This window comes from Corynebacterium minutissimum (assembly GCF_000805675.1).
Taxonomy (GTDB): Bacteria; Actinomycetota; Actinomycetes; order Mycobacteriales; family Mycobacteriaceae; genus Corynebacterium; species Corynebacterium minutissimum.
On the sequence record NZ_JSEF01000015.1, the window covers coordinates 63,303 to 77,410 of the forward strand.

Sequence of the window (14,108 nt, forward strand, 5' to 3'; positions counted from 1 at the left end):
AGAGATTCCGCGCTTGTTCGGGGTGTTAAGTACGATAGCCATATTCTTCCCTTTCAGATTGCAATAACTCGGTAGCGATGATGACTAGAGTGTAGGAAACCAGTCCGACACTTTCGAACATCTCCATCGACCAATCGTTCGATTTGGTCTGTATGTTCGATTTATAACAGCCTCTCGAAAGTTTGTCCACATTTGCGTGGCAACTGTCGAACATTTTTTCTTTCCATGCTAAAAAGGAGACAAGCATTCGATATGCCCTACCCCGTTTACCCCACCCAATAAACGCGCCCACCGCCCTTCCCCGAGTCACAAGGAGAAAACATGGCCCGCAAACCGAAGAAGAGCGATCAACCCACTCTCGAATCTCTGTCCGCTCGCCAGCGTCGCATTCTCGAAGTCATCCACGATGCCGTAATGCTTCGAGGCTACCCACCAAGCATTCGCGAGATTGGGGATGCCACCGGACTTCAATCCACCTCTTCCGTGGCCTACCAACTCAAGCAGCTGGAGGAGAAAGGCTTCCTGCGCCGCGATCCCAACAAGCCGCGCGCCGTTGATGTTCGCCACTTCCCTAGCGCTGATGAGTCCAAGAAACCTGGCCGCAAGTCCGCCGCCACCATGAGCGTCGTCGAGCCTGCAACTGGAGATGTTCCTGAAGAAGCCTCGGCGCCGACATACATCCCAGTCGTTGGACGCATCGCCGCTGGTTCCCCCATCACTGCGGAAGAAAACATTGACACCTATTTCCCGATGCCCGATGACATCGTGGGCAATGGGGAGCTTTACATGTTGCAGGTTGTGGGTGACTCCATGCAGGATGCCGGCATCCTTAATGGCGATTGGGTCATCATCCGTTCCCAGTCCGTAGCGGAAGAAGGAGAATTCGTAGCAGCCCTCCTCGACGGCGAGGAAGCCACCGTTAAAGAGTTCCACCGTGACTCTTCAGGCGTGTGGCTCCTTCCGCATAACGACGCCTACTCGCCCATCAAAGGTGACGAAGCAGAAATTATGGGCAAGGTCGTCTCGGTGTTCCGCAAGCTCTAGCTGTCGCATACCCACAACTTTCTTTCCTTCCTCCATTTCCCCCGCTCGATTTTCCCTTCGCTCCACACTCAATGTGGACATATTGAGCGGGGACTATTTATGCTCTTACCCCCTTGTGTGTGTAGATGCCCGATTTATGCCCGCTTAGCGGCCAAGATCACAGATTCCCAAATTTGCTGGACAGAGCTAGGTTTGACGTGAGATTAAGCCTTTTTAATGTGTAGGTCTATTTGTTTAGTTCCGTTTTGCCCGCACGCAATGGGAGAATGGGAACATCACAGCAACACGTGTTGCTCCATCCGCTAAGCCGCCTCGCGAATTACTCCATTCCTACTTGGCGCTGCGACCAGACCCGATGGAGCCCCTCAAAGGGAGGAACTATGTACGCCGAAGAGCGCCGTCGTCAGATTGCCTCGTTGACCGCCGTGGAGGGACGAGTCAACGTCACCGAACTCTCGGAACGTTTCGATGTCACAGCCGAAACCATCCGCCGGGACCTTGCTGTCCTCGACAGAGAAGGTGTTGTCCACCGCGTCCATGGTGGCGCTGTGGCTTCCCAGTCTTTCCAGACCGCAGAGTTCACTTTGGACACGCGTCAACGATCTGCAACTGGCGCCAAAATGGCTATCGCACGGGCCGCTCTTGATCAACTACCAGATGGCGGAAGTATCTTCCTCGATGCAGGTACAACGACTAACGCCCTCGCCGACTTGATTGGGCAACGTTTCTCCGCCGGACAGTTCAGTATTGTTTCTAACAGTCTTCCCATTGCGCTTTCTCTAGCCAGCAATGGGGTGTCTGACGTCCAGCTGCTCGGCGGTACCGTTCGTGCCATTACCCAAGCCGTTGTTGGCGATACCGCCCTTCGCACTATGGCGCTTATGCGTGCCGACGTTGCTTTTATTGGCACCAACGCACTGACCATCGATCATGGGCTCTCTACTGCCGACTCTCAAGAAGCTGCGATTAAGTCAGCATTCGTAACTAACGCTCATCGTGTTGTTGTTCTCTGCGACTCTTCCAAGTTGGGCAATGACTACCTAGTCAGCTTTGCCTCACTCGATGACATCGACGTTGTCATTACTGATGCAGCTGCACCTGAGTCCTTCATCGAGGCTCTCAAGGAGCACGGTATCGACGTCATCATTGCCAAGGACAAATAAGAGGCTTCGCTAGGTCATAGGATTTTTATCCTTCGACGAGGCTTAGGCCTCCAGTCCAGCGATAACACAATCCGCCCCCAATCCTCGACTTTAAAAGTCAAGGGCTGAGGGCGGTTTTCGTGTCGCGCTAGAGACACACTAGAGACAGAGTGCGGACATCTAGAATTCCTCTAGCAAAGCAATTACTTTCGTACGGGCCTCGGACGGTCCCTCCGCGTTAACGGCGGCTTCCGCCATCTTCTCGCACTGCTCGAAGGTGAGCTCAGCCAGCTGTGCGCCAACGCCAGCAACGGCAGTCGACGCAGCCGACAGCGAGGTCACCCCCAAACCAGTAAGAACACAGGCCAGCATCGGATCAGCTGCTGCCTCACCGCACACGCCAACCGGAACGTTGTTGTCACGGCCCACCACACAAGTGTGTTGAATAAGGCGCAGAACAGCAGGCTGCCATGGGTCGGTCAAGTAGGCCAGCTGCGGTGACAGTCGGTCTGCTGCCATCGTGTACTGCGTAAGGTCATTGGTACCGATTGACACGAAGTCCAAGTGCGGCATGATGGTGTCGGCCATGAGGGCCGCTGCAGGAACCTCAATCATGGCTCCAGCAGTGAGTCCGCGCTCACGACACAGATCTGCAAACCACTTCGCCTCCACAGCGGTGGCGACCATCGGAGCCATAACCCACGTGGTTGCCTCCTCACCACGGTTGGCTGCAGCTTGAGCAATAGCGTCAAGCTGACGGGTGAGCAGTGCCTCATTATCGCGAGCCACGCGCAGTCCGCGCACGCCCAGTGCTGGATTCTCCTCAGAATCTAGGGTGGCGTAAGAAATTGGCTTATCCGAACCTGCATCGAGGGTGCGAACAACAACCTTGGATTCAGGGAAGGCATTGAAGACCTTTCCGTAGATTCGTGCCTGCTCGTCAACTGTCGGTTCCTCGCTCGCAGAGAGGAAGGAGAGCTCTGTACGATACAGGCCAATGCCTTCTGCCTGAGAGTCCGAGGCAATACGTGCAGCGTTTCCATCGGCGACATTGGCAAGCAACTGCACGCGGTGACCATCCTTGGTCTGCGCTGGGCCACGCCACTCAGCAACACGCGCAGCCTTCTCGCGGTACTCCGCCACTGCTTGAAGAGAGCTCTCACGGTCAGCACCAAGTGCAACCGTGCCCACCGAGCCATCAACAAAGACCTGGGTGCCAGCTTCGATTGTGCGCAAATCTGCCCCGACTGCCACGATGCAAGGAATATCGAGCTGACGGGCGATGATTGCCGTGTGGCTGGTCGGACCGCCGAGCTCAGTGACGAGAGCCTTGATGTGGGAGGTATCGAGGGTAGCGGTATCAGCGGGGGCCAAGTCGTCTGCAAGCAAGACAGCCTCGCCTTCAACCATGGGCAGACCCGGTTCCTGTTCACCACGCAGCTGCGCGATCACACGATCACGCACGTCCTTCAAGTCCGTCGTGCGCTCGGCCATAACACCGCCAGCGGCTTCAAACATCGTGACAAACTTGTCCGTGGCTCCCACGGTTGCGTATTCGGCGTTCTTGCCACCACGGATTCCTTTACGCACTGCCTTGTGCCAGCCACGGTCCTTCACCATGCCGGCCGTAGCGCCGAGCACCTCGGCAGCTTGTCCTTCGGCACCAGCAGCTCGCTGCTCTAGGCGGCTGGCCACAACATCGACGGCTTCCAGAAAACGGTCGTACTCAGCATCGCGCTTGTCCTCCGCGATGGTTTCACCGGCCTTAGGTAGTTCTGGACGGGGGCGGACCCACACTGCCTCAGCATATGCAACGCCGGCGACAACTCCGGTTCCTTTGATTGTGGATGGGGATGCGGTTTCCATGACACATTTCCTTAACGGAGACGATTGTTTCTCTACCCCAGATCATCACAAGTCGGATGAAAATGCAACGAAAACCACAGTGATTCTATTGACTTTCGGACACAATCAGACAACAATCGGAATAGAAGCAACATCTATTTGTCGCTGACTGGGGCAACCCGCGTCGTGGCACCAATCGCCGCGAAGCGCGTTGGCACCCAATATACGCACACTGCGAAAGGGGACGATTGTCCAGAATGATTCTTACCTTGACCCCCAACCCCAGTATCGACGCCACGATCTCTCTGAACGATTCCATACGTCCGGGTTCCGTTCACCGCGCCGAATCTGTCTCCCATGTCGCAGGTGGCAAGGGAGTCAACGTAACCCACGCGGTAACGATGGCAGGCGTCGACAGCCTTGCCCTCTTACCAGCGGCGGCGTCCGATCACTTCCTCGCTCTAGCAGCCGCAGACTCCATCCCTGTGCACGCAGTGCCTATCGACGGCACCGTTCGCACCAACACCACCCTCACCGAACCTGACGGTCGCACAACGAAGCTCAACGGCCCGGGCCCCACACTAACGGCAGAGGACCGCAGCGCTATCGCTGCTGCGCTGAAGGAACATGCCCCACAAGCCGAGTGGCTCGTCATGTCAGGCTCTCTTCCGCGGGGAGTTCCCACCGAGTGGTACACCGAACTGATGAGCGTTGCTCGCACCGCCAACCCTGAGCTCCGCGTCGCTGTGGATACCTCCGACGCCCCCATGGCGGCCTTGGGTGAGAACCTCAGCACCGCGGCCCCAGACCTCATAAAGCCCAATGGCCTCGAGCTGGGTCAGCTTGCGGGCGTCGATGGCGAAGCGCTGGAGGCCAACGCCGAAAATGGTGACTTTAGTGGTGTGGTGGAATCCGCAAGAGTCATCGTCGAACGCGGCATCCCTGAGGTGCTCGTCACCCTCGGCGGAGCCGGCGCCGTGCTCGTCACCGCAGATGAAGCATGGGTCGCTACTCCCCCGCCAATCAGCGTGAAGTCCACAGTGGGCGCGGGTGATTCATCCCTGTCTGGATACATCCTCGCGCGCCGAAACGGTTCCTCCTACGCGGAGGCGCTGCGACAGGCTGTCGCTTATGGTTCCGCGGCCGCTTCCCTGCCTGGGACTCAACTGCCTTCCCCAGAACAACTCGATATCGATCAAACTGCAGTTTCTGCAGTGCCCGCCCTATAGCACCTGTTAGGAGTGCATAAACATGGCATCCGATCTTATTACCACCGACCTCGTGGCGCTCGATGCCGACTTCGGTGACAGCATCGAATCCGTCATTACTAACCTCGCCACACTGGTTCATGATACCGGCCGCGCTAGCAGCGTCGATGAGCTCGCCGCACCTGCCATTGCTCGTGAAACCAAGGCTGGTACAGGCGTTCCCGGCGGCGTCGCTATTCCGCACTGCCGTTCCGCAGCAGTCACCGAACCAACTCTGGCCTTTGCCCGCCTGTCTCGTGGCGTCGACTTCTCCGGCCCCGACGGTGACGCACAGCTGGTCTTCCTCATCGCCGCGCCGGAAGGCGGTGGCAAGGCACACCTGAAGATCCTTTCGAAGCTAGCCCGCGCGCTGGTGAAGAAGGACTTCCTCGAGGCCTTGCGCAACGCAGAGACCAAGGACGAAATCGTCAAGGTCGTTCTCGACGTGGTCAACGCTGAAAAGCCCAAAAAGAAGGCTGTACCAGCAGAATCTGCGGCTGCCGGCGCCACTGTTCCCGCTTCTACTTCTTCATCCGCTTCCACGGACGAGGCCAAGGGTTCGAAGAAAACGCGCATCGTCGCTGTGACTGCCTGCCCCACCGGTATCGCGCACACGTACATGGCTGCTGATGCCCTTACCCAGACCGCCGAAGAGCGCGACGATGTCGAGCTCACCGTTGAGACGCAAGGTTCCTCCAACAACACCGCTGTGTCCGCTAACGTCATCGAGAATGCTGACGCCGTCATTTTCGCCGCCGACGTCGGAGTGCGCGACCGTGAGCGCTTCGCAGGTAAGCCGGTCATCGAATCCGGAGTCAAACGCGCCATTAACGAACCGGGCGTAATGATCGACGAGGCTATTGCTGCCTCGAAGAACCCGAACGCTCACAAGGTGTCAGGCACTGCTGGTGCCGCTTCCTCGAACGCTCAAGAGGAAGGCGAGGGCCTCGGCTGGGGCAAGCGCATCCAGCAAGCCATCATGACCGGCGTGTCCTACATGGTGCCCTTCGTCGCCGCAGGCGGCCTTCTCCTGGCGCTGGGATTCTTGCTTGGCGGCTACGACGTAGCCAACGGATGGCAGGCCATCACCACCGACTACTCGCTGACGAACCTGCCTGGCCATGACGTAGTGGTCGACGGCGCAACGATGACGTTCAAGCACTCAGGCCTTGGTCTCTACCTTGGCGCCGTGCTCTTCGCCATCGGCCAAGCGGCGATGGGATTCATTGTCGCGGCTCTCTCCGGCTATATTGCCTTCGCACTGGCGGGACGCCCAGGCATTGCGCCGGGCTTTGCCGGCGGCGCCATCGCCGTCACCTTGGGCGCCGGCTTCATCGGCGGTCTGGTCACCGGTCTTATCGCTGGTTTCGTCGCCATGTGGATTGGCAAGTGGAAGGTCCCGCGCTGGGTCGGCTCCCTCATGCCGGTCGTCATCATTCCGCTTCTTGCCACCATGATTACTGGTCTGCTCATGTACCTGCTACTCGGTGCTCCATTGGCCGCCATCATGAACGGTTTGCAGAACTGGCTCGCCTCCATGTCCGGCTCCTCCGCTGTGTTGCTGGGCATCATCCTCGGTCTCATGATGTGCTCTGACCTGGGCGGTCCGGTCAACAAGGCCGCTTACCTCTTCGCCACCGCAGGTCTGTCCACCGGTGACGAAGCTTCCATGAAGATCATGGCCGCTGTCATGGCCTCCGGTATGGTCGCCCCCATCGCACTGTCTATCGCTACCTTCGTGCGCAAGAACCTCTTCACCCCGGCGGAGCAGGAGAACGGCAAATCCGCATGGCTGCTGGGCCTGTCCTTCGTCTCCGAAGGTGCTATCCCGTTCGCTGCCGCCGACCCGCTTCGCGTCATCCCGTCCATGATGCTCGGCGGTGCGGTCACCGGCGCACTGTCGATGGCGCTGGGTGTCATGTCCCGCGCTCCGCACGGCGGCATCTTCGTCATCTTCGCAATCGAGCCTGCATGGGCTTACTTCGTGGCCATCCTCGCGGGCGTGGCGGTGGCGGCCATCGCTGTCATCGCTATGAAGCAGTTCTGGCCAAATAAGACCGCGGAAGAGGCTGCTGCGAAGGCAGAAACCGCCAAGGCTGCCGCATAAACTGCGCCGTCTTTCTTAGAAGGCGCGTACACTTGTAACCACGAAAAATCTTTAAGTCGAAAGGACTATCATCATGGCTTCTAGGACCGTCAAGGTTGGTTCCTCCGTCGGATTGCACGCACGTCCGGCTTCCATCATCGCTGATGCCGCTGCTGAGTTTGATGAGGACATTTTCCTGACCCTCGTTGGTGACGATGACGAGGATGAGACCGATGCTGCTTCTTCCCTGATGATTATGGCTCTCGGCGCCGAGCAGGGGGACGAGGTCACTGTGACCTCCGACAACGAAGAGGCTGTTGAGAAGATTGCTGGCCTCATCGAGCAGGATTTGGACGCCGAATAAAAGGTCCTAAAGCTGCGGCTCGTAATCTGCAGTAATTAGCAAGGAAATCCCGTCCACGCGGCGGGATTTTTGCATCTTTAGGCGCCGGCACGCCAGTGTCTAGGGCGCATCTGCGCCACGCTCGTCCTTGTCTGGAGTTGGCAAGAAGGCAGTCGCACTCGTGCCTAAGAAGACGAGGACAAAGAGCACCCATAGCCCTGGGGGAAGGTAAGGCAGCAGCGCCCCCGGGTACGCCGAGACTGCGACATGGACGGCGACCGTGTACCAGATGCCCACTAGGAGCGCTGTCAGCATGGCAACACAGTACGGAAAGAGGATTGCCCAGAACTCTGCTCGCTGGATCGCGCCTTGGGTACGGCCCAGAAGACGCAGTGGTGAGAAGAACGCATGCAAATTGGCCCGCTTGCCCATCACAGAGACCGCGAGGACCAGGCAGATCGCCAGCAGAGTGTAGGCCGCGGTGGGGACGAAGCCGGCGGTTCCGTCGCCGTGGGGTCCGTACATGATCTGGCTATCCATATCCACGTGCCGTACCCAATCCTGCGCGGACTCCACCCGGAGATGATCCGGTGCGCTAGCCGATTCTGCGACCACGGGAAGCCCCCATTCCGGTTTAACCGGAGACTCGCTAGAGATACCGGAGAACGGCACCATGAAGTCTGGGTAGAAGGGGCTGTGAGCTTTCACCGGCGCCGCGGGCGAGAGTAGCTGCCCTATCACGTGGTCATTCGATCCGGCCAGAGAATAGTCAGACGCCTTCTCCATCGGTACGGAGGTCTCCCCCGCGGATTCGAAGTCCGAAGGCTGCCAGTAGACCACCCCACGGCAGTCGTCACCGATCTCCTCGCATACACCGTCTGCTTCCTGCGCTTCCAGCAGGCGAAAATCTTGGCCAACGACGACTGGGACCGTTTGGAAATTCTGGGAGCCTACGTAATTTGCCGCCCATAACGAGGTCTGGGCACCTGTGAAGCCTGCCAGCGGAATGGCTACGAGCGCGGTAGCAAGCCCCACCCTCGAGGTCGTCCCGACGGTTTCGGAGGAGCGGATGCCTAGCGCGGGTGCCGACCATCCGCTCACCTTTTTGATCGCCGCGGCTGCCCAGCGAGCTAGCGCCTGGGCGAAGGGGCCGGCAAGTGTGACAGCGAGGAACGGCAAGGTGAAGACGAATATCAACACGACAGGCCCTGGCGGAGTCGTCACCATGCACCAGATACCCGCGGCAATATTGACCACTGCGAGCACTAGGCCAACCAGCCTCACCAAGGATGTGGACTTACCTACTGTCGCCGCTCCCCGATCCCCGGCTTTGGCCAGCACCTTGTCGACGTTGAGAATCCCCACGCCGAGGAGGTACAGAGGGACTAAGACCAGCAGTGACGACCAGGCAACGTCAATGGGCGAGCCCCAGTGATCTGGCAGCTGCTTGTTGAGCCCTAGCAGAATCACCTTGAAAAGCGGCGTCGCCAACAACCGTCCCAACACTACCGCCGAAACGCTTGCCAGAAGCGCCAGGCACGCCCCTTGCAGGAGCAGGTGCTTGGTGAAAAACGCCCTGCCTATGCCGAGAATCCGCAGCGCTTGCACGGTATTTCGGTGGTCAGCGATAAAATTCTGATGCGCCAACCGGACCCCGGCGAATGCCGGGATGATCGCAATCAGGCTCATATTCGTCACGCCGGCCTTGAAGTCGCTGCTTCCGCCAGTCGAGAATGCGACGTAAAGGATGGTGCCGACGAGCGTGCCTATTACTACCGCAGCCAGTACGATTCCCCCGATGAAGGGGCGCGCCGTCACCGACAGCTCTCTCCGGTAGGCGGCGGTGGGAGTCATGGTCTTCATGGGCTATGCCCCCATCTGCAGCAGCGTTTCTGCCTGCCCGTCGAAAAGCTCGCGGTGGGAGCAATAGACCACTATCGCTCCCCGCTTCGCCGACTGGCGCAACAAGTCCTCGACCACGGTGACATTCGCTCCATCAAGCGCGCTGACGGGCTCATCCACGAGCACCAGGTCCGGTTGGGAAGCTAGTGCCTGGGCCACCGCAACGCGCTGGCGTTGACCCCCGGATAGCTCCGCCGGCAGAGCTTCTGTGAAAGGCTGCATGCCCAACGTGCCAAGCAGCTCTTCCCTGCCCTGTGCGTCGAGGCCTCGTCCGGCGACGTGAACTGCCAGCTCGAGGTTCTCCCGGCAGTTGAGGCTAGGCAGGAGGGTCGGTGCCTGTGGTGCGTACCCGACGTGCGCGGCCCGCCACGAGGTTAGCTTCTTGGCCGCGCCCTTTCCGAACCGTTTACCGTCGATGGTTACCCTGCCTTCACTGGGTGAGCGCAGACCAGCTAACAGATCCAGAACCGTGGATTTACCGCTTCCTGATGGGCCCCGGACTTCGTAGATACCAGGCCGTGACAACGACAGCGCGGCATCCCGCAGAATATATGGCCCATATCTCGAGTATCGAAAAGAGATTTTATTCCAAGCTATTGCAACCATCACGATTCCTATCTTGTTAGATTGGCGGATCTCGCGCGTTATTTGTGTTATCTAGAACTTTGCCGAGACACTGGACACCGCACAAAAAGAGCCAAGGAACGACACCAAATCACGGGGATGAGGCTCACCTAATTTCCAACACCAGTATATTAACGTGCGGTGTTTACCTAATACTTCGCGTTCTGCCCCTCACCAACGGACTCGTAGAGCTTCTTCATGACTGGGTACAGCACGATGATGCCTACTGATCCCCAGGCGATGCCCTCCAAGGTGACACCGAAAACGTCGAGAGTGAGGTTACCAATGCCGGCAATGAGCGCCACAGCCGCAGCGGTGAGGTTGACAGGGTTGTTGAAGTTGACCTTGTTGTCCATCCAGATGCGCACACCGAGCATGCCGATGAGCCCGTAGAGCACCAGGCAGGCACCACCCAATACACCGGTAGGGATGGTGAAAATGAGCGCGCCAAACTTCGGGATGAAAGCCAGCGCGATAGCGGTGATGGCGGCAACCCAATACGCGGCCGTGGAATAAACGCGAGTTGCAGCCATGACACCGATATTCTCAGCGTAGGTCGTGGTGCCGGAGCCACCGAAGCCACCGGCTAGGGAAGTCGCGAGGCCGTCAGCAATAAGGGCATCGCCGGCCAGATCATCGAGGTCACGCTTAGTCATTTCGGAGACGGCCTTGACGTGGCCGACGTTCTCAGCGATGAGGACGACGAGAACCGGCAGCGCCGCCAGGATGGCAGAGACATGGAACTCTGGGGCATGGAACTGCGGGAAGCCAATCCAAGCAGCCTCACGAATAGATTCCACGGCGCCCTCCCCCAGGTTGCCGGTGACGGCCGCGAAAGCCCATCCCACAACAACGCCAATGAGGATAGACAGGCGCGAGACCATGCCACGGCCGGCCACAGTAGCCAAGATGATGACTGCCAGGGTCACGGTGGCCACGAGGGGCTGGCTAGAGAAGTTGGAAGCCGCATTAGGCGCCAGGTTTAGGCCGATGAGTGCCACGATGGCGCCGGTGACCGCGGGTGGCATGACTGCGTCAAGTACCTTGCGGCCAGCGGCCTTCACAGCGAAGCCGATGAGCACGAGAACCAGGCCGGTCACGAGAACCGAACCGGCCTGCGCACCGATGCCATACTGCTGCGAGGCGGTCAGTGGTGCAATGAACGCAAAGGACGAGCCCAGGTAGGAGGGCAAGCGGTTGCGCGTGATCATGAGGAACAGAATCGTTCCCAGACCAGAGAAGAGCAGTGTGGTGTTGACCGGGAAACCGGTCAGCGTGGGCACAAGCAGCGTCGCGCCAAACATGGCCACGACATGCTGCGTACCGATGCCAATGGTGCGGCCCCAGCTCAAGCGTTCTTCGGGCGCGACAACCGCACCCGGTTTAATAGTTTTTCCGTCCCCATGGACGTCCCAGGAAAAGATACTCACGAGCTTTTATTATGGCCCACCCGCGCGCCGAATCCTAAGCGGAATCCTCCACGCGGAACTCAGCTAGCTCGGCGGCGACAGAAGCTGGAAGGCGGACGTCGACTAGCGTGCCCTCCCCCGAGTACTCCTCGCTGCGCACGGTACCTTCAGCGTGGAGGCGCGCCACCACGTCACCGCGAGTAAAGGGGATAAGCAGCTGCACGTGTTCGTCGCGGGAGTTAAGGAAAAGCTCCACGCGTGCCGTGAGCTCGTCCACGCCCTCGCCCGTCTTTGCGGATACGTAGACCACATTGTCGCGATCGAGCACGTGGCGCAGCTCTGCCAGAACGAGTGGATCGGCTTGGTCAATCTTGTTAATAACGATGATCTCCGGCGGAGCTTCCTCGCCGGTTTCCTTCACGATGTCGTAGATAACTTGGTTCACCGCTTCAATCTGCTTGAGCGGGAACGGGTCAGACCCATCGACCACGTGCAGCATGAGATCTGCGGCGAGGACTTCTTCCAGCGTGGACTTGAAGGCTTCCACCAACTGCGTCGGCAAATGGCGCACGAAGCCGACGGTGTCGGTGAAGACGACCTGGCGACCGTCGGCAAGCTCGGCTCGGCGTGTGGTGGGATCCAGCGTGGCGAACAGGGCATCCTCAACCAGCACGCCTGCGCCCGTCATCGCGTTGATGAGGGAGGACTTTCCAGCATTGGTGTAGCCGGCAATAGCGATTTGCGGCACGGTGGAGCGCTGGCGCTTCGCGCGTTTGACCTCACGGGCGGTTTTCATCGCCTTGAGTTCTTTGCGCAGCAGCGCCATTTGGGTACGGATGCGGCGACGGTCCGTCTCGATCTTGGTTTCACCAGGACCACGCAGGCCCACACCGCCGTTGGAACCGGCACGGCCACCTGCCTGGCGCGAAAGATTGCCACCCCAACCACGCGTGTGCGTGTAGAGGTACTCCAACTGTGCCAGGGAGACCTGCGCCTTGCCTTCCTTGGACTTCGCATGCTGCGCGAAGATGTCCAAAATGAGCATGGTGCGGTCAATGACCTTGGTGTTGAGAGCACGCTCGAGGGCAGAGAGCTGGCCGGGGGTGAGCTCACCATCGCAGACGACGGTATCGGCGCCGGTAGCGGCCACAATATCTTTGAGCTCTGCGGCCTTGCCTGAGCCGATATAGGTACCTGGGTCGGGCTTCTCACGTTTCTGGTAGAGCGCCTCCACCACCTCGGCGCCAGCGGTTTCCGTCAAGGCTGCCAGCTCAGCCATCGTGGCCTCCACTTCGGCCACGGTTCCCTCGGTCCACACACCAACGAGGATCACTTGCTCCAGACGGAGCTTTCGGTACTCCACCTCGTAGCCGTCAGTAGTGTCTTCGGCACGGATGGTGGTCTCACGCGTCACACGGCGGAAGGCATTGCGCTCGGCAAGGTCCAAGTCACCGATCGTCGGATCCTGCGGCGCGGGGGCAGGCTCACCAAAAGCCTGCGCGAGGAGTTCATCATGGGTCTGTTTCGTCATATGCTCCCTATTCTTGCACGTCGACGCGCCAAAACGGGAATTGCGTGAGTGCGAAGAGTGAGGTGACTTACCTTCTCAAGGCTATTTTTGACTCCTCCACGCGGCGGATACAATAGTGGACATGACCGTCAACGAGAAGACCCACCCAGAGATGCAGGCCATTGGCCTGAACTACGAGCGCTGGCAGGACGCAGTGGAGGCCGCAATCTCCACGAATCAGCTAGCAGTGACCGGCGAGGTACGCGGCGGGCAGCTTATCCAGTTTGCGGATGCTTCCGGCGCGCAGCTCAACATTTTGGCGGTCGAGCCTTTCGCCACCTTCATTGGTTTCGACTCTGTCACCCAGGGCTTTGCGCACGTTTCCATGATTAATGACGTCCTCGCCTACCTCGACATCATCGATCCTTTCGGCACCGTCCTGGCGCAGGCCACCGCCAACTTGGCCCAGGGCCCGCTGCTTGTCGAAGAAGACACGCAGCAGTGGCAACAGGTTGAGCTCACCGCGATGGGTCTCGACGTTACGCACTTCGAAAACACTGAGGCTTATGAGTCCGAGAAGGGCTCCTTCCCTGCCGCGTTCGAGTCCGAGGGCGCACAGATTGTCGCTTCTGGTTCGGGGGCTACCGCCCCTACCCCGGGCTGCACCTTTGCTGCGCGAGTCATGGAATCAGAGTGGCGCCACAACCAGCTCACCGGACAACGCTTTATGCACTTGGTCATGGATGGTGTGTTCCCGTTTGACCTGTGCCTCCCCGAGAGCTTTGGTGAACTGCCAGCCAAGGATTCTGTGCTGGCAGGCACGGCGATGCTGACCGCGTCGATTGCGATGCCGACTGGCGGCTGTGGTGGCGAGGGCGGTTGTGGCTGCGGTTCCGGCGGCTGTGGCTGCGGCGGCCACTAAGCCACCGAGAGAACTAATGCCGTAAAGTTGTTGC

General features: G+C 59.2%; 11 protein-coding genes. 6 read left to right on the forward strand and 5 right to left on the reverse strand.

All coding sequences use genetic code 11. From position 1 onward, the window contains the following. The first annotated feature begins 321 nt into the window (after positions 1-321). The gene (gene lexA / locus NX84_RS08355; RefSeq protein WP_039675782.1) at positions 322-1,044 is read left to right on the forward strand and encodes a transcriptional repressor LexA; all 723 of its coding nucleotides are present in this window, start codon (positions 322-324) and stop codon (positions 1,042-1,044) included. A 380-nt stretch (positions 1,045-1,424) separates the two neighbouring features. Beyond that, positions 1,425-2,207, forward strand: a complete 783-nt coding sequence (locus NX84_RS08360) for a DeoR/GlpR family DNA-binding transcription regulator (RefSeq protein ID WP_039675784.1) — start codon at positions 1,425-1,427, stop codon at positions 2,205-2,207. 159 nt (positions 2,208-2,366) lie between these two features. On the opposite strand, the gene ptsP is transcribed toward NX84_RS08360, so the two are convergent. Next, a complete protein-coding gene (gene ptsP, locus NX84_RS08365) occupies positions 2,367-4,052 on the reverse strand; it encodes a phosphoenolpyruvate--protein phosphotransferase (protein WP_039675785.1) in 1,686 nt (561 codons plus the stop codon). 236 nt (positions 4,053-4,288) lie between these two features. Here ptsP and NX84_RS08370 point away from each other — a divergent pair, with 236 nt between their 5' ends. The 3 genes from NX84_RS08370 to NX84_RS08380 all read left to right on the forward strand — a co-directional run bounded on the left by NX84_RS08370 (position 4,289) and on the right by NX84_RS08380 (position 7,728). Then, positions 4,289-5,260: a 1-phosphofructokinase family hexose kinase gene (locus tag NX84_RS08370; RefSeq protein ID WP_039675787.1), complete on the forward strand. Its 972-nt coding sequence runs from the start codon at positions 4,289-4,291 to the stop codon at positions 5,258-5,260. A gap of 22 nt (positions 5,261-5,282) precedes the next feature. Beyond that, entirely contained in the window at positions 5,283-7,385 is a 2,103-nt protein-coding gene (locus NX84_RS08375; RefSeq protein WP_039675789.1) for a PTS fructose transporter subunit IIABC, read from the forward strand. Between the two features lie 73 nt (positions 7,386-7,458). Continuing rightward, positions 7,459-7,728 carry an HPr family phosphocarrier protein gene (locus tag NX84_RS08380; protein ID WP_039675791.1) on the forward strand — a complete coding sequence of 90 codons (270 nt, stop codon included), beginning with the start codon at positions 7,459-7,461 and terminating at the stop codon, positions 7,726-7,728. Positions 7,729-7,827: 99 nt separating this feature from the next. On the opposite strand, the gene NX84_RS08385 is transcribed toward NX84_RS08380, so the two are convergent. The 4 genes from NX84_RS08385 to hflX all read right to left on the reverse strand — a co-directional run bounded on the left by NX84_RS08385 (position 7,828) and on the right by hflX (position 13,173). Then, a complete protein-coding gene (locus tag NX84_RS08385; protein ID WP_039675793.1) occupies positions 7,828-9,570 on the reverse strand; it encodes an FtsX-like permease family protein in 1,743 nt (580 codons plus the stop codon). Between the two features lie 3 nt (positions 9,571-9,573). Beyond that, entirely contained in the window at positions 9,574-10,215 is a 642-nt protein-coding gene (locus NX84_RS08390) for an ATP-binding cassette domain-containing protein (RefSeq protein ID WP_052319725.1), read from the reverse strand. 167 nt (positions 10,216-10,382) lie between these two features. After that, positions 10,383-11,663 (reverse strand): uracil-xanthine permease family protein, encoded by a 1,281-nt coding sequence (locus tag NX84_RS08395; protein ID WP_039675795.1) that lies wholly within the window; start codon positions 11,661-11,663, stop codon positions 10,383-10,385. Between the two features lie 34 nt (positions 11,664-11,697). Then, positions 11,698-13,173 carry a GTPase HflX gene (gene hflX, locus NX84_RS08400; protein ID WP_039675797.1) on the reverse strand — a complete coding sequence of 492 codons (1,476 nt, stop codon included), beginning with the start codon at positions 13,171-13,173 and terminating at the stop codon, positions 11,698-11,700. Positions 13,174-13,294: 121 nt separating this feature from the next. On the opposite strand from hflX, the gene NX84_RS08405 reads away from it, so the two are divergent. Continuing rightward, entirely contained in the window at positions 13,295-14,074 is a 780-nt protein-coding gene (locus tag NX84_RS08405; protein ID WP_039675799.1) for a hypothetical protein, read from the forward strand. The last annotated feature ends 34 nt before the right edge of the window (positions 14,075-14,108 follow it).